The organism is Bifidobacterium sp. LH_558 (assembly GCF_056356295.1).
In genome coordinates, this window is record NZ_JBKETZ010000007.1 from 82,135 (window position 1) to 105,284 (window position 23,150).

The 23,150-nt window shown below is 62.6% G+C and carries 16 protein-coding genes; 6 read left to right on the forward strand and 10 right to left on the reverse strand.

Going from position 1 to position 23,150, the window contains the following annotated elements; all coding sequences use genetic code 11:
• Positions 1-335 precede the first annotated feature (335 nt).
• Positions 336-1,364 (reverse strand): serine hydrolase, encoded by a 1,029-nt coding sequence (locus tag AC1AV0_RS09645; RefSeq protein ID WP_476573462.1) that lies wholly within the window; start codon positions 1,362-1,364, stop codon positions 336-338.
• A 148-nt stretch (positions 1,365-1,512) separates the two neighbouring features.
• On the opposite strand from AC1AV0_RS09645, the gene AC1AV0_RS09650 reads away from it, so the two are divergent.
• On the forward strand, positions 1,513-2,658 hold the full coding sequence (locus AC1AV0_RS09650) for an endonuclease/exonuclease/phosphatase family protein (RefSeq protein ID WP_476573464.1): 1,146 nt from the start codon (positions 1,513-1,515) through the stop codon (positions 2,656-2,658).
• Positions 2,659-2,787: 129 nt separating this feature from the next.
• On the opposite strand, the gene AC1AV0_RS09655 is transcribed toward AC1AV0_RS09650, so the two are convergent.
• The 3 genes from AC1AV0_RS09655 to AC1AV0_RS09665 form a co-directional block, all read right to left on the reverse strand.
• Complete coding sequence (locus AC1AV0_RS09655; protein WP_476573466.1) at positions 2,788-4,092, reverse strand: ATP-binding protein; 1,305 nt, start codon at positions 4,090-4,092, stop codon at positions 2,788-2,790.
• Between the two features lie 307 nt (positions 4,093-4,399).
• Positions 4,400-5,464 carry a sensor histidine kinase gene (locus AC1AV0_RS09660; protein ID WP_476573468.1) on the reverse strand — a complete coding sequence of 355 codons (1,065 nt, stop codon included), beginning with the start codon at positions 5,462-5,464 and terminating at the stop codon, positions 4,400-4,402.
• Positions 5,465-5,630: 166 nt separating this feature from the next.
• Entirely contained in the window at positions 5,631-6,368 is a 738-nt protein-coding gene (locus AC1AV0_RS09665) for a response regulator transcription factor (RefSeq protein ID WP_094637222.1), read from the reverse strand.
• Positions 6,369-6,543: 175 nt separating this feature from the next.
• Between AC1AV0_RS09665 and AC1AV0_RS09670 the strand changes: the two genes are divergently transcribed.
• The 4 genes from AC1AV0_RS09670 (at position 6,544) to rimM (ending at position 10,181) form a co-directional block, all read left to right on the forward strand.
• Entirely contained in the window at positions 6,544-8,640 is a 2,097-nt protein-coding gene (locus tag AC1AV0_RS09670) for a C39 family peptidase (RefSeq protein ID WP_094637221.1), read from the forward strand.
• A gap of 171 nt (positions 8,641-8,811) precedes the next feature.
• Positions 8,812-9,285, forward strand: a complete 474-nt coding sequence (gene rpsP, locus AC1AV0_RS09675) for a 30S ribosomal protein S16 (RefSeq protein ID WP_476573474.1) — start codon at positions 8,812-8,814, stop codon at positions 9,283-9,285.
• A gap of 16 nt (positions 9,286-9,301) precedes the next feature.
• Positions 9,302-9,535: an RNA-binding protein gene (locus AC1AV0_RS09680; RefSeq protein ID WP_476573476.1), complete on the forward strand. Its 234-nt coding sequence runs from the start codon at positions 9,302-9,304 to the stop codon at positions 9,533-9,535.
• Between the two features lie 28 nt (positions 9,536-9,563).
• Positions 9,564-10,181, forward strand: coding sequence for a ribosome maturation factor RimM (gene rimM / locus AC1AV0_RS09685; protein WP_476573478.1), 618 nt, complete (start codon positions 9,564-9,566; stop codon positions 10,179-10,181).
• Between the two features lie 80 nt (positions 10,182-10,261).
• Here the strand turns inward: rimM and AC1AV0_RS09690 are convergent, their stop codons facing one another.
• From AC1AV0_RS09690 to AC1AV0_RS09705, 4 genes are all read right to left on the reverse strand, one after another.
• The gene (locus tag AC1AV0_RS09690; protein ID WP_476573481.1) at positions 10,262-12,994 is read right to left on the reverse strand and encodes a 3-keto-alpha-glucoside-1,2-lyase-like domain-containing protein; all 2,733 of its coding nucleotides are present in this window, start codon (positions 12,992-12,994) and stop codon (positions 10,262-10,264) included.
• A gap of 8 nt (positions 12,995-13,002) precedes the next feature.
• Positions 13,003-15,822, reverse strand: coding sequence for an alpha-L-rhamnosidase-related protein (locus tag AC1AV0_RS09695; RefSeq protein WP_476573540.1), 2,820 nt, complete (start codon positions 15,820-15,822; stop codon positions 13,003-13,005).
• Positions 15,823-16,014: 192 nt separating this feature from the next.
• Positions 16,015-17,559, reverse strand: a complete 1,545-nt coding sequence (locus tag AC1AV0_RS09700; RefSeq protein ID WP_476573483.1) for a glycoside hydrolase family 30 protein — start codon at positions 17,557-17,559, stop codon at positions 16,015-16,017.
• Positions 17,560-17,628: 69 nt separating this feature from the next.
• On the reverse strand, positions 17,629-19,188 hold the full coding sequence (locus AC1AV0_RS09705) for a glycoside hydrolase family 30 protein (protein WP_476573485.1): 1,560 nt from the start codon (positions 19,186-19,188) through the stop codon (positions 17,629-17,631).
• Between the two features lie 274 nt (positions 19,189-19,462).
• Between AC1AV0_RS09705 and AC1AV0_RS09710 the strand changes: the two genes are divergently transcribed.
• Positions 19,463-20,650 carry a LacI family DNA-binding transcriptional regulator gene (locus tag AC1AV0_RS09710; RefSeq protein ID WP_476573487.1) on the forward strand — a complete coding sequence of 396 codons (1,188 nt, stop codon included), beginning with the start codon at positions 19,463-19,465 and terminating at the stop codon, positions 20,648-20,650.
• A gap of 80 nt (positions 20,651-20,730) precedes the next feature.
• Here AC1AV0_RS09710 and AC1AV0_RS09715 read toward each other — a convergent pair whose 3' ends face one another.
• Together AC1AV0_RS09715 and AC1AV0_RS09720 are read right to left on the reverse strand one after the other, a co-directional pair.
• Entirely contained in the window at positions 20,731-21,732 is a 1,002-nt protein-coding gene (locus AC1AV0_RS09715; RefSeq protein WP_476573489.1) for an alpha/beta hydrolase fold domain-containing protein, read from the reverse strand.
• A gap of 46 nt (positions 21,733-21,778) precedes the next feature.
• Entirely contained in the window at positions 21,779-23,050 is a 1,272-nt protein-coding gene (locus AC1AV0_RS09720; protein WP_476573491.1) for an MFS transporter, read from the reverse strand.
• Positions 23,051-23,150 lie beyond the last annotated feature (100 nt).

Genomic DNA, 23,150 nt, shown 5'->3' on the forward strand with positions numbered 1-23,150 from the left:
GAGACCCTAGGTCTCCATCATTCCAAGCGAACGCCGTGTCCCATCATTCTGAGCGGACACGGCGTTTCTGTCATTCTGACCGAAACGCTGCGTCCCCATCCTTCCCGTCATTCCAAGCGGACCGTCGCCCCTCGTCATTTTGTCTGGAGCGCAACGCTCCCCGTCATTCTGAGCGGAGCGTAGCGGAGTCGAAGAATCTCATCGCCTCCCGCCCGGCCTGTCAGAGATCCTTCGACTTCGGCCTAACGGCCTCCGCTCAGGATGACGGAATCAGGACGACGAAAAACAAGCCGTGTTCCGCTCAGGATGACGAGGACAATGACAAGGCCCTCTGATTACGCCTCCGGGAGCGCGTCGTAAATGATGGCGGTGGCCTCGGCGATCGCCGCCCACGAGGAATTATTCGTCAAAATCACGAACACATAATCGCCCTTGTCACTGTAGACAATGCCCGCATCGTTGAGATAGCCGTACAGAAACCCGACCTTGTCGGCCACGACTCCCGAATCCCCGATGCCGGCCGGTATGCCCTCGCGATACACCTGCGCCATCATCTCCTCGATCAGCGTCTCATTCGACGACTCGGACAGCAGCGTGCCCTCATACACGCCGGTCAGTATGGTCGCCAAATCGGAGGCGGTGGTGGTGGCCGCTTGCCCGTCGACAAACGCGGTGCTGGTGGCACCGATGGCATTCGCCTGCGCGGTCACCTCGTCCCGAGAACTCACATCGTATAGCCACGCTTCCGGGCAGGCGTTGTCGGAGATTTCGATCATCTGGGCGAAGCATTCGCCCAGCGTGGTGCCGTTGAGTTCCGATTCCCAAGTCATCGTGCCGCTGTCCACCGCGCTCAGCATGGAATAGGCGACGTACAGCTTGTAGGTGCTGGCGGAGACGAACACCTCATCCTCGTCGATGGCGACCGGGGTTGTGCCGTCGGCGAGATTCACAACCTCGACGGCGTATTCGGCACCTGCGAACACCGCGTCCAATTGAACCTCCATTTCGGCGGAGATGGCGGCGGCTTCGGCCTGCGCGGCCGCGAGAGCCTCGGCCTCAGCGGAGGAATCCGACACATTCGACACTTCGGCCGAAGACGCCGCGTCATCCGCCGCTGCCTGCGCCTCATCTCCCGCTAGTTGGGCGTGAATCATTGCGCCCATACCCGTCACGCAGGCCGCCACCACAACCATCATCATGACCGTCACTCTGCGGCGGCGATACACGCGCTGCTTGTCCGTGTAGCTGTGCGGGATGGTCGGCATATTCACGATGATGAACTCCTGACTGCGCGGCACCATGCCGAGGATGCGGCTCGGCCGGCGACTGGTGGCGTTGGAACGGTTTTGACCGTAGCTCGCCAATCGACACGCAACATGTCGAGCGTCTGCAAAATCGGTAACACAATCTTGGATGTTTTCTGAAAACCGCCCTCGCCGATGGCGTCGGACAGGCGGCGCGCATACAATGGGCCGTCGGAACGACAGCTTCCGCGACCCAAAAGGAGCCCCTATGACCGTTCTGTTCTTCGTGCTATGGATCATCGCCGCGCTGTGGATCGCGCTGACCGCGCTGCCCGCGGGCTGGGAAGGGCATATGCCGATGCCGTATCTCATCGCGCTGGTTCCGTTCCTGTGGGTTCCACTGGTCGCGCTGGCCGTGTGGGCGGCCGTTCTGCATGAATGGGGCATTATGGGCGCCATGCTGGTGTTGGCTCTGGCCGCTTCATCACGCCGGTTGCAGTATCGGGGTGCCGGATTCGATATGGCCCCTTCCGCCGCGCGATCCATGGGGCGCAATGCCAGCCTGGCTACCGCTGCAGCTCGTGAAACATCTCGTGAAACACTTTTCAACGTCTGTGAAACAGGTCGTGAAACATCTCCGGCATCGCTCACGCCCAACGAACCGTTCGCGGTGATGACGCTGAACTGCCGGTTCGGCCGGGCCGATGCCGCACATATCGTGCGCGAGGTGCGCGAACGGAATATCACCGTACTCGCCTTGCAGGAGCTCACCGGCGAACTCGTCGCTGCGCTCGACGCCCAAGGGCTCGCCGAGCTGCTTCCCTATCGTCAGCTGGGTGAGGAGCGCGACACCGACAACGGCGGTTTCAACGGAATCTGGACCGCATACGAGCCAGCCGATGCCACGCCCAACGCGGTCGACATCCCCGCGGCGGATGTTCCCGCCGTCACCATTGCGCTGCCGCATGGCGAATCAGACGCCGTCGAAGAGACAAGCGGAACGACGGACGGAACCGAGCCGAACGTCACGCCTGCCCACCGATACATCACCTTCGCGTCGGCGCATCCGAAATCCCCGATGCGCGGTTGCCCCCAGTGGAGCGCCGGCATCCGCGGATTGGGCGCGCTGGCCAGCACGGCGGCGGTCGGGGACGATATCGCTGTGGTGATGGGCGACCTCAATTCCGGCACCGACCATCCGAGTTTCCGCGCGCTGCTTAAATCCGGATTCACGGACGCAAGCCTCACCTACGCGCACGGCTCCAATCTCACCTTCCCCTCATGGCTGCCGTGGCCGCGCATCGAACTCGACCATGTGTTGCTCACGCGCGGCCTCAACGTCGCGCACGTCGAATCCTTCGCGATCACCACCACCGACCATCTCGCCGTGACGGCCACACTGATTGTGCGGTGATATTCCGAATGTGATTCACCTACCATGCAGAGGCACGGCCACATTTCGGGGGTTCGCGTTGTGCCGATGTTCCCAATGACTCAGCGGTCCGATGACAGTCGCGTCAATATCGATGTCGATGTTCTGCCATCAGCTAGCGGCATTGGCGCTTGTTGACACCCTCATCGTGGGATCGAGGCATGCCAACATGTAAATGGGTAGATAGTCCACAACACCCTTGCGCTCGACATTCCCGTCATGGAATACCCAAGCGTGCGCGAACTCATAATTGTGCGTGTCCAGAAGATTATTCATGGCACGATGCCGGGTGTACTCCTTTCCCGATTTGATCTCGCATAGGGAAACATTTCCCTCTGCATCCTGCAAGAGGAAATCCACTTCACCTATATTGCCTTGGTTGTAGTAGAACAACTCGTATCCCTTAGCGAAAAGCTCTTGGGCCGCCGCATTCTCAAAAATTGAGCCGTAGTTCATACTGGAGCGTCGATTGAGTATCTCCAGATCCGTTTCGCGCATCAATTGCGAAGTCAACAGCCCCACATCGTTCAAATACAGTTTGAACGAATTCTCACTCGCATGGTCTCCCATGGGATAACGAGGCTCCTGAACCTTCAGCGTCGGCAGTGCGATGCCCGCATTTGCCAGCCAGTCAAAAGCCGTTCGCATATGAACGAACCGACTGCCGTTTCCCAGCTTGGTGAATTTGAACCGTTTATTCGGCGCGTTGAGCTGATTCACGATGGACTCGTAGATGGTCTTGATATGCCGACGCTCCACCAAATCAGGAACATATTTGGTGATATCGAGTTCATAGAGATCAACAATGCCTTTCTGCACATTGCGCACCCTGTTGAGATCAGACGAATCCACAAAAGCCTGCACCGCATCAGGCATACCGCCGACCAGTAGGTATTTGTACCATAGATCCGTCAACTTCTCGTGTAGGTAGTCAGGAACCTCGCGGTGGGCGAAGAAACATTCCCGCACAGCAGACAGAGCCGAACTGGGCAGACCGCATGCGTCGCAGAACTCAAAGAAATCAAGGGGCTTCATCACCATGGTCTGCAAAAACCCAACCGGCAGCGAACGCACATTGAACAGATCCACGCCAAGCATGGAACCAGACAGCACGATGTCCAGATCACGCATTTCAACCAGGAATTTCACCCAGGTCAGTACATCCTGACAAGCCTGAATCTCATCGAGGAACAGCAGCGTCTCACCGGGAACGATTTCAGTTCCTGCCAATATCGACAGTCTGAGCAGCAGATCTTTCGCATCGGACGCTTTGCTCACCGTATCCACAGCTTGAGGTGATTCGATGAAATTCACTTCCGCCAGACGTTGGTACTCATTGGCTGCGAATTCCCGCACCAATGTGGTCTTCCCCACCTGACGAGCACCCATGATCAAAAGTCCCTGCTGGGTTTTCAATCGCTTCCAGTCCACCAGCTGACGATAGGCACTTCTTCGCAACAATCACACCACCGCCTCAAGTATTGGAATCACTAGGATTTGACAAAAATATACAATTATTTTCTAGAATTATTAACAAAATATCATAACATTTGAGGCTTATCATTCACAAAATATAAATCCTTTACGGAACTTTGTTCACATTCTTACAGCCACCACTGCTCACGCGCGGCATCAACGTCGCGCACGTCGAATCCTTCGCGATCACCACCACCGACCATCTCGCCGTGATGTCCACACTGATCGTGCGGTGATATCCGCGCGCTTATGCGTACGGTATGCGAAGTTGGCAGGACCATGTTTCCGGAGAGATCTCGACTGTGCAGCTTCCGCCGAGGTCCTCTGCGGATCGGCGCAATCGCGCCATGCCGCTGCCACCGCCGCTGCCTCCATCTGGCGCCTTGTTGTGATTCGGCGTATCGGCCACGCTGATTGTCAACGCTGCGGCATCACGTTGGATGACGAACGTATAGTCGGCCTCTGGATTCGCATACTTGGCGATATTGCCGAACAACTCATCCACCGCGGACAAAGCCAGATTGCGCCCCTGTTCATCCAGCCCCTCCTCTATGCCGTCCGCGCATAACACCTCACCTTGGATACCCAAGTCGGACAATCGGTCCACATGCCCTTGCAGCCGCGACCGCAACTCATCGTCGCCGTACGGTACAGCCATATCTCGTGCGCGCGGCGAATCCAAGGCAGATACGACCTCCCGCACATCATCCAATGTGTCAGCAAGCCCTTGACGTATGTCGGTAATGCTTTGGTCTTCTCCGTTGCTGATTTGGTCGACGCGCAGCACCAGACAGGACAGGTCGTTGCATATCCGGTCATGCAGCCGGGCGGCGGTGGCTTCGCGCCAACGCGACAGACGCAGCTCGTGACGCAGACGTTCGGCATGGATGGCTTGCCGCATGAGCACACCCAGCACGGCGAATCCCGCGTAATACACCAGGTTCATCAGTTGGTTCGGCGCCAGTATCCGGATCGCAGGCAGACCGAACATGGTTACGAACGACCAGCTTTCCGCGCAGCCGGCCAGTACCGCCGCGCATAGTCCGGCGACGGTATGTCGATAGCCGATCGCCGCCAGCGCCACGATGACGGCCAGAGTCAGCATGCCGGATGTATGGAACGGCAGCACCGGTGCAGCCATGTCCGCGAGCAGCACAAGTATCGCGGCGCCCATGGGCCAGCGGGGCATGGCCAACACCGCCGCAACCATCACCAGCGCATACGCCAGATGGTGCCAATCGAAACCGTAGGCATACGCCACAGCGGCTTCGCCCATCGTGATGGCCGCGGCCAACGCGATGGTGCCGCACATTGCAAGACCACGTGTAGGCAGCATCTTTGCAGCAGTGTTCATCCTCGAACCTCCACCAATCAACATATCGCTCGGCCACCGCACCGATCGCGAGCATCGCTCTCAGTGGGTCGAGCGTCCTTTTCGCGATCGGTCGCGGCCACCACACCCGGCACGCCCGGCGTCATCACCGCGCCAACCACGGCGAACGTATCCGCCGCACCGCCTCCGCCCGCGTGCCCACACCCAATTTGGCGCATGCCCGTCGCGTGTAGGTGAACACACTGTTGCGGCTGATGCCCAGCGAGGCGGCGATGCCGTCGGCGTCCTCACCTTCGGCGAACCGACGCAGAATCTCGCGTTCGCGCGAGGAAAGCGAATCCATGTCTCCTCCCGCACCAGGTGTCTCGGCCAGTCTGCGGTGGGATTCCTCCACGGTGGCGAATATGGCGGCGACGGCGGCTCCACCGTTGGCCGATCGCACCGGCCATACACCGCCTTGAACGATGGCGGCCATCGCCGGCGCCAATTCCCGCATCAGCGCATCCTTGGCGAGCAGCGCCTGCATGCCGCTATCTGCGGCGTCGGCCAGATAATCGGCCGGATTGTAGGCGGTGATGCCGATGATGGCGGTGCGCGCATTGCGTTTGCGAATTCTGGCGGCGACCTCGCCGCCGGAGATACCTCCCAACGCCATATCCAACAACAGTACGTCCGGCGCACCTTCGCCTGATGCGCACCGGTGCAGCGCCAAAGCGACCGATGTGGTCTGCCAGACCACCGTGCAGGTCGATATGCCGGGCGGATGCAACCGCGACACCACCACGCGCAAAGCTTCGAGGGCGAGCACGTCGTTGTCCAGTATGCCCACCGAAATCGGCGTATCGCGCGCGTTGGATCTCATATCGCCCATTGTAGAAGCCATGGTAGGGATTCCACGGCCGCGACGCCAGTTCTGTCACGTGCGCGCGTGACAAGACTTGCACCGCAGCGCCACCGCGGGCTACCGTTGGCGTATCGGCGGCATTCGCATCATAGGCGATGCGTAACCATCACCGGCCGCAGAGTCGCAAGGTCGCACGGTCGCATGCAAGGAGGTCATGATGGACGACTACATCCCCACCGCGCAGCGACCCAAGGCTGAGTCCAATACGCCATCCGCGCCGCGGACGCCGTCACAGAACATGCTGCAACGCCACTGGCCCCTCATATGCGTGGCGCTGGTGCTGGTCGCCGCGTTGGCCGTCACCGGCGCCGGGCTGCTGCACCGCATGCAAACCCGCAACTCCACAACGTTCGCGGATGGCACGATGTCCACGGACTTCGATTACACAACCATCGCATTGGACGACGATCCGCAACGGTATTATTCCATCAGCGACGGTACTGTTCCCGCGCTTGACGATCTATCCCAAAGCACGATGGACAGCATGTTCCCGTCCGCCGCCGTGTTCGAGTATCCGGACGGCACGTATTTCACGCCGCTGCGGCTCGATGAGAGAGGCGTCTTATACGGCGAGGCGAAGCCGTCAGACGATGCGCAAGCCGATACCGCAACGCAGACGAACAGGTTGTCGCTGGGTGCCTACGATCTCGCGCAACAGTCGTTCTCTATGCTTGCGGAGAAAACCGATGCCTCCACGTATGAGACGTATCGAATCGCGGCCGCCAGCGAGGGGCATGCGCTGGTCGAACTGAGCGATCAGCACAATCAGACCAGCACGTATACCCTGTACGACCTCGATGAAGGAACCTCACGCGAGCTGCTGTCCAGCACGCTGATGCCCAATCTGCATACCACCGCCGCCTTCTTCGACGCCGATGGCGTGATGCTCAACCGTTTCGATCCGGAAGCGGAGCATTACATCCTCGAATACCACGATTTCCAAGGCGGTGTGACTCCCGTCGAACGCGGCAACTGTTCGAAGGCCGTCAAGCTCGGCGAACTGTGGTACTACGTCCTGTCGGATACTGCGACGGGCGAGAGTCGGCTGGTGGAGCTGAATGTGCGGAATCATACGAAAACCGTGCTGGCCTCCACGGCGGATGGTGACCGGCTGGGGCAGCCGGCCATGGGTGGGGATTCCCTGTTCGTACCGCTGATTGCGAACGGTGGGGTTCAGATCTGGCGCGTCGCGGTCGCCGACCGCACGATCACTCCGCTGCTGTCCCTCGATGTTATGGAGGATGATCTGCAGGCCAACGAACGCTTCCTCGCATGGACCGGCACGCCGCTGGTCGAAGGACGGAACCGTCTGCAGACCGTGCTGCTGGACTTGGAGACGATGACGGTGCTGTCGCAGGATAACGGCGGCATCTATCTGTCGCCCGATTCGCTGGCGTGGGTGCGCTACAAGCAGCCGGACGCGAGCATCGCCAAAGGTGAGGTGTATACCGACCGCAACAGCGAGATCCGGTATGTGCGGGATATGGAACAGGCCGTGGACCCTCGGCAGGATTCCTCGCATTCGGCGAAACCCGACGACGGCGCCGACGATTCGTCCTCATCGCATGACGCCGATGGGAACGGCTCCGCGGATGGAGACACCGCAGGCGGCGACACTGACGGCAACGATACCGACGGTAACAATGGCACGAATGACGGCTCATCCGACGCACAGCCCAACGGCGGCGATCAGACGCAATCAGTCCGGTTGAGCGTGCCGACCATGCTGCAGGACTCCAACGATTGGTGCGGACCGGCGGCATTGCAAAGCGTGCTGCGATACAAGGGCATCGACGTCTCCCAATCAACCCTCGCCGCGGAGCTCAACACCAAACCCGTGACGGGCACCGAATACGTGGACCTGGCTCGGGTCGCCAACGCATACCTGTTCGGTGTCGCGGACGCGAATCCGAGCGGAGCTGGCTATCATGTGCAGACCATCGCCTTCGGAGACACCAGCGTGCAGACCGCGCAGCTGTTCGAGCAACGCGTCAAAACCGATATGGCCTCCAACGATCCGGTGTTCGTGGCCATCGATGTGGCAGCCATGTACGACGGATTCGGGCACGGCAACCATATGATCGTCGTCACCGGTTACGACACGGATGCGAACGGCGCCATCACCCACTACCGGTTCATCGATTCCATGCGTTCCGTACAGGATGCGACATATGGAGGATTGAAGATCGTCGACGCGGCGACCATGATGCGTGCGATCGTCACCAATGAGGAGCCGGCCTACGTGTGGTAGCGCCGGTCCCCCGCGTTTTGCGCGTCCGGGGCGTGGAGTTATAATGTCCCAGTTATTCGCAATCCGTGGCGCCCTCTACACCCCGGCTTGCGAGGAACGCGTGGGTTATCGGTTTGCCGTGCCCCACACAGCAGCCATAACGCACAAACCAACACTATAAGGAGAGCCATTTTGGCAACCAAGATTCGTCTGAAGCGACAGGGCAAGAAGTTCTACGCGTTCTACCGCGTGGTCGTGGCCGATTCTCACGTCAAGCGTGACGGCAAGGTCATCGAGGAGATCGGTACCTACAACCCGAACACCCAGCCCTCGACCATCAAGATCGACTCCGAGCGCGCTCAGTACTGGCTTGGCGTCGGCGCTCAGCCGTCCGAGCCCGTGCTCGCCCTGCTCAAGATCACCGGCGACTGGCAGAAGTTCAAGGGCCTTGAGGGTGCCGAAGGCACGCTGAAGACCGTTGAGGCCGGCCCGGATGCGGCCGCCCGCGTGGAGGCCGTCGAGTCCCAGGCTCAGAAGCTGAAGGCCGCCAAGTCCGAAGCCGCCGCGAAGGCCAAGGCTGATGCCGAGGCTGCCGCCGCCGCTGAGGCCGAAGCTCCGGCTGAGGCTGAGGAAGCCGCTGAAGAAGCTCCGGCTGACGCCGAGTGAGTGAAAGGCATTGATCATGCTTGCCCAAGCTGTGGAACACCTCATCAAGAACATCGTTGATTTTCCCGACGATGTCTCCGTCAAGTCCCATGAGAACGCGCGCGGCGAACTGCTTCGCGTGCGCGTGAACCCGGAGGATATCGGCCGTGTGATCGGCCGCAACGGACGCACCGCCAATGCGATTCGCACCGTGATTCAGGCTCTTGCCGACCACAAGGTGCGCGTCGACATCATGGACGTGCGTCGTTGATCGAAACGAACGGAATAGGTTTCTAGGCATGGTGCAACAGAACATGTCCGACGACCCTCAGCAGCGCGAGCTGTTGAGGGTCTGTCGTATCGGCCGCGCGCAGGGACTCAAGGGCGAAGTCACCGTACGGCTGTTCACAGACGATCCCGAATACCGCTTCTCCCCCGACTCCGTGCTGTACACGAAGGACGGCGAGGAGGAATATGTGGTCGAATGGTCCCGCACGTTCAAGGACCGTTGGATCATCAAATTCTTCGACGTGGACGACCGTGACGCCTCCGAGGCGATCAACGGCGTGGAACTCTACGGCGAGGCCGACGATCCGGACGAGATGCTCGAAGCCGACGAATGGTATTCCAAAGACCTGATCGGACTTGAGGCTCGTTTGGCGGCCGACAACGGTCTGGGCTTGCCCGCAGGCCAGGTGGTCGGCAAGGTTGTGGATGTGATCGATGGGCCGGCCCAGTCGCTGCTCAAGATCCGCCTGCCCGAGCCGGTGGTGACCGGCACGAACTCCAGCGGCGAGGACGTGGTGGAGAAAACCGCTCTTGTGCCGTTCGTGGGAGCGATCGTCCCCGACATCGACCTGGCCGAGCAATACCTCACCCTAGACCCGCCCGGAGGCCTGATTCCCGGCCTGTCGTAGGTTAAATCGACGGAAAAGGTGCGCTTGGGCTGTACCTTCCCCATTGGAACAACCCAAGGCAACCTCTTGAAACGGTGCGTTCAGAGGAGCACGCCGATGGCGTCGACCTGCCAGAGGGCTTGATTCGCGAGGCGCAGCGTCACGGTATGACGGCCGCGTTCCAGGCCCTCGACGCGCAGTTGGGTACGCAGCGCGCCCGATGTGGCCATGGTGCGGACCTGCGGGGCGACCAGCGTTCCGTCAACGATCACATCAATCGCCGCGCCGCCGTCGGCCGGTCCGAACACATCCAGCCCAGTGCCGTCGAACGTGTGGGACAGCGAGTCGCCCACAGTCGAAGTGCGGGAGATGGTACGCATGTAGGTGAACATGCCCTGCCCGTTCTCATGCGTCCAATCGCCGTCGTATTCCAGCACCGGCGTAGCGCCGTCGTCCCAACTCACCAGATGCATGTCGTCGATCAGCCGCGTATAGTACGGCGACCATCCGTCGAGCCGCTCCACGCGCAGGTTGGAGAACCGCACGTGGTCGAAGCTGGTGCCGAGATTCACACGCCCCGCGGATTGCGGGCGATCGTCGGTCCATTCCGTCACCTGCGCGCCGTTGAGCCGTACGATGACGGTGGGGCCGGCCACTTCAAGCGCCAACGTGAACCATTCGCCCGCGCCGGGTCGGAACGCGGGCGTTCCAGCCGCGGCCGCGGCTTTGCGCAGATCTTCGAGATGGCCGCGTCGTTTCTCGTCGCCGTAGCGGCGCAGCAGCCACACGCCGTCCGCGCGCAGTTTGAAGTCGTAGCCGCAGATATCGGTGGTGAATTTGTCGCCGCCCATCTCACGCGCGCCGAGCAGCACGTAGGGCGCGCGGCCGGGATACTCCTCGAACCGCACGTCCACGGACACCCGGTAGTTGGCCCAGCGCATGTCGCCGATGGCGGTGCGCGGGTCGCCTTCGATCCATGCGTTGCCCGCACGGGTCCAGTCGATCTGCTGACGCAGCGCATGGCCGCGCGTCTCGTCCGGCACGATTTCGAACGCGCCGTTCGAATCGGTGGTGTAGCGAGGGGTCGCGCCCGCGTCGCCACCGCGCGATGCGAGATAGTCCTCGCGGACCAACGCGCCATGCTTCATCGTTTCGACCAGCCGCGCGGAGTCATAGGAGAAATCGTCCGCATACAGCACGCCATGTTCCGGATCCTGATCCAGCACGGCGCGGCCATGTTCGGCCACCGTCGGCAGATTCGCCGCATACTGCGGGCACGCAACCAGTGAGCCGTCCGCCGCGCGGTCGGCGCTGGTGAGTGTGGTGACGGTGACCATCGACCACGGTTCCACCACGATGTCCGCTTCGCCTTGCGTCGGTTCGATGATGGCGACGGGCTTGAGCCAGCCGGCGTCGTACCGTTCGCCCGAGCGGGAGGCGGCGGTGCGCCAGACGGTCAGCGGTTTGCCGCTGGCAACGAGCGCGGCGTCCACGCTCAGGTGGTAGCGCGCGGCCTGGCCGCTGTCGTTGACGATGATGGTGCTGAAGTCGCCGCCGTCTGGCGCAGCCAATGTCAGATAGGAGGGTTCGCCGTGGCGGGCCCCGTTGACGGGATTGTTGCCGCCGACCTCGCAGCCGCTGGCCTGTGCAATCGCGCGCCAGATGCCATGCGAGTCGGCCGGTTCCCCCGGATCGGCGTTTTCCCATCCGAGTTTGGCGAATCGGGCGAAATGCTCCAGCACCGCGCATCCGGCGTCGTAGTAGATCCATCCGCTCCACGGGTCGCGTGCCGAGATCAGCTCTTTGGCGGCGTATTCCATATGCTCGTAGCACGCGCCGATGGCCGGCTGGTAGATGGCGTGCGTGCGGCGGGATTCCACGAATCCTTTGATCAGGGTGTTCGCCATCTCTAACGGACTACCAGGGCCTCCCAGCCCTGTGCAGGCGCGCGGCTCGTTCACGCCGTCGCCGTTGGTATTGTTCGGGCGGTCGGCGGAGTTCGAGAACACGGCCTGCGCCTCGGAATTCCAGACTTCCTTGTCGAATTCCTCGGCCAGGCGTGTGAAGTTGCCGTCCGGGTCGTCCTCGACGGAGTAGTGGTAGCTGGCCACGTCCATCGCTTCGAGATAGCGTGGATCCGCGATCACATCGCCGGCGAAGGTGCCGGTGGATTCCTCGTCGGAGGTGATGACTTTAATGCGTCGGAACAGTTCGCGCTCCTCATCGGAGGCGAATCCCGCGTTCGGATCGTCGGGGGTGCCGCCGATGAATCCTTCCGTATCGCTGCGTACGCGCCGGGCGAATTCCGCAACCCATTCCAGGTCGGCGGCGCGTTCGTTGACGTCGGGGTTCACGGAGTCGGCCATCACGCCGTATTCGCGGTAGGCGGCGAGGATGGTGTTCTTGTACCAGCGGTAGATGTCGTCGTTGGAGCGCACCCAGGTGGGCGTCATCCACCGCAGCAGGCTCAGCCGTACGCCGGGCTGGTATCGCCGGGCGTCGGCGGCGAGTTGGAATCCCGGTTCGCGGCCCACGGCCGGATATTCGCCCGCATCGCGCATGGTGCAAGGGTTCGGTCCGGTGGAGTTGTTGCGGTCGTTGCCCATTTCGATTTTGACGGTGTTCATCATCGGCCGCTCGCCGCCGAACAGCGTTTCGAGCAGCCGCCAGTAGGCTTGCGGATGTTCGGCTTTGTAATCCATCAGCAGGCTGGATGTGGCGTTGCCCGACAGCACGCCGAACCCCTTATAGGTCAGACCGTTGCGATTGCGGGCGGCGGCGGCCACGTCGTCGGCGACGAGTGCGATGGTGACAGGCTGGGTGAATGATTCCATAACAGTTATTATCCTTCCATACAGGGTTCAGCGAATATGGCGTTCTGCCCGTTCACGACGAATGTGTGTGATCCGGAGCCGATTGGTCCGATCACCGCCGATCCCGGCACGCATCTGACGTCGGCGATGCGAAACTCCTCACGCTCGGTGGCGACCGTCGTCTCCAGGTCGTCGATGCGCACGCATACCGGATCCCCCGGCGCGACGGCTTGGGTGGGCGGCAGCACCACGGTGGCTTCGGTGCGCGTCGGCACCGTCACCTTGATGAGGATGCCTTCGACGCGCGGATCCAGGCCGGACGGCGAGCGTCCGAACACACGGTAGGACGCGCCGATTATGCCCGCGTGGGTCGGCAGTTCCGCTTCGGCCTCAGCCAAGGCCCCCGGCTGGACCGCCACCGCGAAACGCCGATAGCCCGGCTCGATGGGGCGGATGCCCAACAGGCCCTGCGGCAGCAGCGCCGCCGGAGATGCGGCCCACGGATGCGAATATGTGGTATTGGGTTTCAGTACGGCATCCCACGCCTCCATGGTGGCGCCGGCATCCATGTCGAGCATATGCGCCCATGTGCGCACGCCCTCGCTGCCCGTCAGCAGCGCCACCGCGTCGGCACCCAACCCTGCCCGGAACAAACCGTCGAGATACACCGCGGCGGTGTATACGCTGCACGCCATGCCTCGCGAACGCAGATATGCGCCGAGCGGCGCGATCCTGTCTGACGGAGGCTCGGCGAAGGCCAGCGCATAAGCACTGGCGTGCAGCGAATGGTGGAGCAGCGGCTTGACGCCGTCGCACGAATCGCACGCATCGCACGACCCGCACGCATCGCACGCATCGCACGACCCGCACGAACAGCCGTCGGGCGCGTCCTCCAAACCATCGACGTACGCGCCGAGCGTCCGGTCGTAGCAGTATCGATGCAGGGCGGAGCGGATGCCTTCGGCCGCTTGCCGCCAACGTTCGGCGTCGAGGGGGCGGCCGAGGGCGGCGGCCATATCGGCCATGTCGGCGTATGCCCGGCTGGCGATCGCGTTGATCACCGTGTTGACCCGACCGAACACGTATCCGTCGCGCTCGCTTTGGGGCCAGTCGACCAGGTCGCCGTCCATCACGCTGGATTCGCCGGGGTCTTTGACGATCAGTCCGCTGGCCTCGTCACGGTAGCGTTCGGGCAGCAGCGCGGCCAAAGCCTCGTATCGCATGCGGGCCTGATCGAGCGAGCCTGTATGCATCCAGGCGTCGTGCACGGCGATGATCAGGTAGAACGGCCATTCGGTGGGCCAGGTGCGGTTCGCGATCAGATGGTCCACGGTGAGACGGCCAAGCGCTGGCGCGTCGTCAAGCGCCAGATGCGCACGCTGTTGGATCCACGCGTCGGCTTCGTAGGGTGCGCGTTCGCGGGTCCATGAATCGACGTAGATATTGCCGTTGAACGCCTCGATGGTGTGGCGGCACAGCTCCCACACCCGGTTGAGGGTGTCATCCGATGATGAGAAACGTCCCTCGCTTCCAGACCTCGGCTGCACCAGGGCGGCGGCGCGCAGCGCATCGGAGGATTCCTCCAACCGCTCCAGCAGATCGGGCATGGGGCGATCCGGAACCAGCTCGACATACCGAAACACGCGGATGCCCCATGTCTCCAGTGGAGTTCCGTTGGCCCGCGGCGTCAGTCTCCACCGATCCTCATAGGTGTTGAAGCAGCGCAGATGGTAGCGAACCGTGCCGTCGGACTCCAACTCTTCGCCGAACCGCACCGTGAGTCCCAACGGTTCCGCGACATCCAACAGCAGACGGATGCCGCCCATCCAGCCGCGCCCGAAGTCGGCGACCACACTGCCCGACTCGGTCGCCCGCAGACTTTCGGCCCGGACGTACCGCACGCCCATCGGATCGGCAGGAGTGGCCACATAGCGTGCGAACTGTCGTTTGACGGCCACCGGCGACCAGTCGGTATCGTCGAATCCTCTGTCGGCGAAGCCGAAGGGATAGTGGTCGGCCTGCAGATCCTCACTGGGCGCGTCGAAGGCCCATGTGCCGATGGTCGGACTGGTCGGATACACCAGCGAACCGTCATAGCCTCGCCAGTCCGGCCCGGTGCCGACATGCAGCATCGTGGAATCCTCGAAGCACACGTCCAGCTGGGCCGAAAAACGCCGGTCGGACATCGCATAGGCCACAACGCCGATGACGTTCTCCCCCGCCGATAACAGTCCGGTGACGTCGTAGCCGTCATATCGGGTATCGTCGCCGTCCGGAAACACCGGACCGCATCCCACGAACGCGCCATTCATCCACATGCGGTAGACGAATTGGCGGGCGGGAGCGGTGGAGGCGCCGGTCGCGTTCAACGTGGCCCATGCGATCGGTTTATCCGGCAGTATGAACCGCCCACGCAGAAACGCCCAACCGGTCGCGTTGTCTTCGCTCGCTCTACCCACATCGTCTCGCCCATCAAGCCAGATGGGTCGAGCCGCGTTCCAATGCGCACCCGCGCCGGTGCCGAAGGTCACGGCTTGGCTCCAGGCGGACCAAACGCCGCGTTCGTCGCGCAGACGCGCCGTGGCCCAGTACCGGCGCGCGGGCGACATATCCACATCGAGCCCGATGCCATCCAATCCGTCCGTGGACAGCATCCCGGAATCCCACACGTCGCCCTCGCCGGCCTCGGCCGCTCGCGCATACCGGGACACCACCACATGGCAGGCCGAAATCCGCCTTCCCGCAACGTCGCCGTCCGCAGACAGACGCCAGCGCAGCGTCGCCGTCGAGCCCGGTTCCAAATCAACCGGCTCGCAACGGTCATTGACGGTGAGGTGGACCGCTTCCATCACAAAACCGTCCTTTCCAACTCATCCAGCGGACGGGGATGGGAACCGCGCCGCCGATTGGAGGCACCATTCACAACCGGCAGTCGCGAGTGCCCGCAAGGAACGATCCGAACGCCGACGGTTTGGAGGCTCCCGCCTGATCCATGTCGATGATGCGTTGGCCGCCGCTTTCGCGCGCAAGCCGTTCGCACACTAAAACAATGTCTCGTCGTGGTCATCGGCAGGGTGCGGCGTGTAGGTGATCTCGAACTCGTCGTCGGCGGGTGCCTGGCTGACGCTCACCCGGCGGTCGGATTTGCGCAGGCTCACCGTGCCGTAGGCCGGAACCGCGACCTTCTGCCAACGGGATCCTTCGCCGTTGATGGTGACGGCGGCCTCGATCGGCGTATCGGTGGGGTTGTAGAGGATGGCCGATAGATCGCCGCGCTTCGAGACGAAGGCGACGGAGCCCAACCCGCCGTTGCGCCCGTCGGGCGTGCGGTTGGTGGAGGCGACGCGGCGCGATCCGACCTGAACGTCCTGTCCGTAGTTGCGCAGCATGAAGTATTCGAGGTTGCGCTTGACCTTGCCGGTGGACGAGTCGATGGTGATGACGCCGCGGCGGCCGGAGGTGCCGGCCCAGCTGGGCCATCCCTGCTCGTCGAGCGCCATATTCCACAGGTTGATCAGGCCCACGCCGTTGCGCACCAGCCAGGTGCCGATCTCACCGAACATCACATGGCTGGCTTCGGCCACGGTTTCGTCGAGCATGCAGCGGCGTTCGGTCATGGCGGCCTTCCAGTGCGGGAACTGGCGGGTGCCGTTGTGCACCCACTCGGGCAGTCCGGAGTAGGTGTGGAAGGCGGCACCGGCGAAGGCGTTGGCCTGGGCGGGGGTCATGTATTCGGACGCGGGGCGCTGCCAGAAGCGAAGGGAGTCGTCGCCGAAGTAGATCTCCACGTCGGGGAACGTGCGGTCGAGCGCGGGGCGAAGATATTCGCTGCCCCATGCGGCCAGCTCCTCGGGGGTCCATATGGTGATGGGCCACGGGCAGCCGTTGCTCGGTTCGTTCTGTATGGTCACCGAACTGATGCGGATGCCGAGCTTGGCGTAGGCGGCGATGAATTTGACGAAATACTGCGCGTACACGTAGTCGATGGTGTCCTGATAGCGGTAGCCGTTGCCCACATACTCGCCCAGACGCAGCCGGCCCGCGCCGTCGATGCGTCCGGAGGTCTTCATCCAGGCCGGCGCGCTCCACGGCGAGGCCATGACCTTGACGGCCGGATTGATCGCGAGGATCTCCTGAAGCACCGGAACGACGTATTTCATATCCCGCGTGGCGTCGGGGGCTCCGGGCTTCCCTTCGCCGATGGAGAAGTACGCGAGCGAGGCGTCCGCCGCGACGCCTTCGGGCAGATCGTCGTAGGTGTAGTACTGCTGGCTGGAGAAGTCGCATGATCCGATCGAGATGCGCACCGACGAGAAGCCGCCCTGTTCGGGATCGAACATCTCGGTCAGAATCGCATGGCGCTGCTCCGCGCTCATGGCGGTCATGAACAGGTATGCGGAGGAATCCGTGATGGCGGCGCCGACGCCCTCCCACATCTGGTATTCGCGGGTGGGGTCGATCACGACGGTGACGGCCTCGCCGGGTTCGGCGGTGACGTCGGGCGTGGGTATGGGGGCGCGGCGATCGGCCAGGTCGCCGCTCGTGCGGGTCCAGTATTCGTATGCGTATGCGTCAACAGGGTTCATGGGTCACTCCTTAACAAACACGAACAAGCGCGGCGCGGTGCCGATACATGGCGGGCGCCGCGCCATGAATCACTCGTCGGCGCCCCAAACGCGGGTTTTGCCGGGGGCCACGTCGCCGAGCAGATGGGTGGGCTCGGGGTTGAGTTCGAATTGGTCGTCGTCGGGAACGGTGGATTGGTTGATTGGGTTGGGGCTTTTGTGCATGGTGACGGTGCCCCAGGCGGGCACGGTGACCTTCTGCCACGCGCCGCCCATCCCGTTGATGGTCACGGCCGCCTCGATGCTCTGGCCGGTCGGGTTGTAGACGTGCGCGGCCACGCCCCCGTCGGGCGCGAGGAACGCGACCGATCCCAGGCTCCCGGACCATCCGTCGGGCGTGTGGTTGGAGGAGCGCACGACCACGCTGCCGGGTTCGACGTCCTGTCCGAAGGCGCGCAGCATGAAGTACTCGAGGTTGCGGATCACCCCGCCGGTCTCGTGGTGGATGGTCACCACGCCGCGCCGTCCGGTCGCGCCGACCTGGTTGGGCAGGCCGCGCTCGTCGAGGGCGAGGTTCCACAGGGCGATGAAGCCCTCGCCGTTGCGCACGAGCCAGTTGCCGATGATGCCCGACATGATGTGCGCGGCGTCCTCGGGGGTCTCGTCGATCATGCACCGGCGTTCGGTCATGCCCAGCGTCCAGTGCGGGTAGGCGCGCGACGCGTTGAAGAAGTTGGAGTACGGGCCCTCGTAGGTGTGCACGGTCAGTCCGTCGATTGAGGACGCCTCGTCGGGCGTGACGATGTCGCGCACCGGCCACATGAGGTTGTGGGTGGAGTCGTCGTTGATGAAGATGCGCATCTCGGGGAATTTCTCGTTCATCGCCGGGCGCAGGAAGTTGTGGGCGAACTCGGCCTGCTGTTTGAGGGTCCACATCATGGCGGGCCATTTGGGCGCGTTCGACGGCTCGTTCTGCACGGTCACGGCCCAGATCGGGATGCCCAGCTTGGCCATCTCCTCGACGTATTTGACGAAATAGCGCGCGTAGCATCCCTCGAAGGAGTCGTGCATGGGGTCGAAGCCGTTGCCGGTCCACTCGCCGAAGCGCAGGCGGCCGCCCTGGCACAGGTGGCCGGTGTTCTTCATCCACGCCGGCGCGCTCCACGGCGAGGCGATGATCTTGACGGCCGGATTGATCTTCAGAATCTCCAGCACCACCGGGATGATGTACTTGAAGTCCTTGGTGGCGTCCGGCGCGCCGGGTTCGCCCTCGCCCAGCGAGAACTTGGAGAGCGTGTTGTCGTGCTCGCCGAAGGGCACGTCGTCGTACGTGTAGTACGGCTGGGCCGCCGGCTCGCAAGAGCCCAGCGGAATACGGATCACCGAGAATCCGCCCTTGGCGGGGTTGAAGCACTCGTCCAGGAACTCATGGCGCTGCCGCGCGTCCATACTGTTCCAGATCAACGACGCCGCCGCGTCCGTGACGGCCGCGCCCGCACCAATCCACGGCTGCTTACGATCAGCGGTATCCACCACGATCTTGACCGCGTCCCCGGGATCGTCGACCAAGGGCGGAACCGTAAGCGTCTCCCGCCTAACCGACAGGTCACCCGATGTGGAGGTCCAAAACTCGTGAGAGAACTTCAACATTGGCGTTCCTTCTTTTTTTCACCGATGTCGCGCTGTTGCGATCATCAATTCCGCAATGAACGCCTTCATCATATCACAATTAATCAGTTTCAATCACTTCTATTCATAATTACTCACATTTCGAACAGAGCATATTCAAGCAAATCCAGACTCCTCAGCCAATCCGACCCCGCAACCCTATTCACCCCATGCGTCATGCTATGCTCAAAAGTGATCACAAACGATGTTTAACCGACGCGAACGAGCGCTCACCAGACTTGAAAGCAGTGCAGCCATGTCTGACACCACCCACGCCACAACCGACGAGACCAAACGCGACTATCTGCCCGCGGAACGACAGGATATGATCCTGAGCCTGCTCACCAGGCAAAGCGTGGTCACGGTTCCGCAACTCGCGCAACTGCTCAACACCACGGAGATCACCGTGCGCCGCGACCTGGCCGTGCTCTCCAAAGCGGGACTGCTCAAACGCGTGCGCGGCGGTGCCATGTCCATCACCGACGCGGCCGAACGCACCGCCGCGAAATCCGCACCCACCAGCGCCTCCAGCGCGGTCTCCGAACACACCGCCCCGGAACCCATCGTGCGCGCCGCCGACGGACATACCGAACTCCCCTCGGACCAGCCCGCCATCGGCGTGATGCTGCCGGAACCAAGCTTCTTCTGGCCCGGCGTCATCACCCATATGCAGCAGATCGCCGCCAGCCTGGGACTGCGGCTGGTCACCCGCGAATCCGCCTACGAAGACATCCATGAAGAGAATATTCTGCAGGACTTCGCAGGCGACCCCACCATCTGCGGTCTGATCGTCGCCCCCAACGCGCATCCCGAAATCGGGCGGCGCACCTGGGACTGGATCGCGCAGTCCGCGCTGCCGACCGTGGCGGTGGAACGCAGCCAACCGCTGCTGCAGACCAGCTTCGTGGATTCCGTGCGCACCAATCATCATTACGGCGTGCGCAAGGCCGCCACGCATTTCCTTGAGCATGGGCACACGCGCGTGGGCGCCGCCTTCACCGATACCCCCACCTCGAATCAGATTCTCACCGGATGGAAGCGCGTCGTGAACGGCACGGACCGCATCGACTGCCCGTTCATCATCGACGGCATCATGCCCTACGACACCCGCGGCGTGGACGATATCGTCGCCACGGTGCTCTCTTCCGGCGTCACCGCCATGCTGGTGCATTCCGACTATCTGGCCATCGCCCTCGCGCAGGCGCTGGAACGACACGGCAAGAAGGTGCCGCAAGACATCTCGCTGATCTCCGTGGACGGCTTCGCCACCCCCAGTTCACGTCCGCTGACCGTGTTGCGCTCCTCCGATCGCGATCTGGCGGAAGCGGCGATCCACACGCTGCTCTACCGCATCCAGAACCCCCAGGCGGCGGCGCGCCACATCTATATCGATCCGCTGCTCGTGGACCGCGGCTCGGTGGTCGACCTGCCCACCGCCGACTGACCTTCCAACGTTTCAACGACGAACCGGGCCGGACCCGGTGACGTAGTCACAGGTCCGGCCCGGTTACGATGCCGTATGAATCACAGACGCTCGGCCAGCCAGTCGAGCACAAGGCCTATGGCCTTGCCGCTGCGGAATCCGTAGGCGGCGTGGCTGGCGTCGTTGAGCTTGTAGAACGTCACGTCCTTGCCGAGCGCCTTCATGGTGGCGTACAGACGGCAGCTCTGGTTGAACGGCACCAGCAGATCGCGGCTGCCGTGCATGATCAGCGTGGGAGGCGTGGGTCTGTCGGCGGCGAGATACGTCATCGGCGAGGCCTGACGGCTCAGTTCGGGGTGCTCCAGCACATTGACGCCACCGATCTCCATGCCTTCCGGGCATTGCGCCGGATTGTGGTCCTGCGAACTCGGATAGTAGTTCATCATGGTGAAGTCGGTCGGGCCATACCAGTCCACGATGCACCGCACCTCGGCGCTGGTTTCCGCATAGTCCGGGGTGTCCGGCTCGCTGTCGCCGGTGAATCCGGCCATCAGCGCGGTGTGGCCGCCGGCGGAATCACCGAACAGGGCGATGCGGTCGGGGTCGATATCGAAACGCCGCGCATTGGCGCGCACGAAACGCACCGCCGTCTTCGCATCCTGCATCTGCGCGGGGAACGGCGCCACGGGAGCGGGGCGGTATTCCGGCACCACAACCACATAGCCGCGCTCGGCCAAGCGGATGTACAGACTGTTGAAGCTGTTCTTACGCGGTTTGAAGAATCCCGCGCCGCGCATGAACACGATCACCGGCCAACCGGACTCCGGCTTGCCTCCCGGCATGTTCGGATCGTCGTGGAACGGCGTGTACACCATCATGTTCAGCTCATACTGCGAACCATCGGCCAGCGTGCGCGTGACGTACGGCACCTCCTCGATATCCGCCGAGTAGAAGAACTCGTCGGTATCGACGCCGTCGACCACCACGCAGCCTTCCGGCACCTCGTCGGAGTGGGGGAACTCGGCGACCTTGTCGACCGGAGTGGGGATGGGAGTCAGGGGCTCCGCCGCGGCGGGAGCGACCAGCGCTTCGATATCAACCATCGTCATATCCTTTCCATAACCAGTGTCATGTCGAGCGGCCGCGGATTCAGGCGGCCTGGGCGGCGGCGCGGTTTGCCTTCGTCTTCGTGGACAGCATCAGCACGAGCACCATCACCATGCACACCACCAGGAACGCGGCGCCCATGTTCAGCGACTTCCACGTGCTGGTCATGCCGGTGAGCGCACCCAGCGCGGCGAACACATAGGACGGGATGAACGAGCCGACCGAGTTGCCGAAGAAGGCGTAGGAGGTGGCCTGGGCGGAGATGGACGGGTCGGTCTGTTCATTGACCAGGATGTTCACGTAGGGCATGAACCAGCAGAAGCCCACACCGAGCAGCACGCCGGCCACGCACCACAGCGCCATCGAGGAGGTGTTCGCCCAGATCAGCAGCGCGGCGGCGTTCATGCCCAAGGCCAGCAGGCCGATCCACATGCCCACGAAACGCTTGACCAGACCGAAGAAGAGTCCGCCGATCAGCGAGGACATCGACACGACGGTGATCACGGTGGCGGCTTCGGTGGCGGTGATGATGCCGGTCTCCTCGGCGGCGAGCGACAGGTTGATGCTGTAGAAGCCGTAGCCGGTGGCGAACACGATCTGCAGGATCATGCCGAAGTAGGCGGACAGCGGCATCTTGGTGCGCTTCTTCGGCGCGTTGTCTTCGCTCTTGCGTTCGCGGCCGATTTCGTTGACGGCGTTCGGAATGAACAGCATCACGACGACCATCACCACCAGGGCGAGGCAGTAGACGAAGTAGAAGTAGTGCCAGTCGAAGGTCATCACGCCTGCGATGCACGAGGAGATGATCGTGGCGCCCAGGCCAACGGCGGAGGACTGGAAGCCCATCAGCGTGTCAGCTTCCTTGCCCTTGAAGCAGTCCACGATCAGCGAGGCGGACAGCGGCTGGATCAGGCCAAGACCGAAGCCGGCCAGCACGCGAAGACCGGTTTGTCCGTTCAGAATCGGCACGAACATCGGCAGGAATCCGCCGACGAAGCACAGCAGCGTACCGATGATGCACAGGTTCTTCTTGCCGACGATCGGGGCGATGCGGCCGCCGACCAGCGTGGCGATGATGTTACCCAGCACCGGCACCGTCACGAATCCCTGCAGTTCCATCACCGACGCGTTGGGAAAGTCCTGCTTGAGGCTCGAGACCACCGCCGCGGTGACGGAGATGCTTTGCAGCAGCAGCGCCAGCGAGAGGATGGCGGCCTTCAGCATCACACGCTTGCCACCAGATTGGGGAAGCTTCGCCATGGGGTCGTCATGCGCCATGGCCGAACCAACGTTTGTGGTCATGGTTTCGCTCATAATCAGCTCCTTTGCTTTCTCGATGTTGACGCTCACGGCGGCGTTATTCTCACCGCCCCACCCGTCTTTCGGTGGTTTCCAACATCTGCTCTCAGTTTAA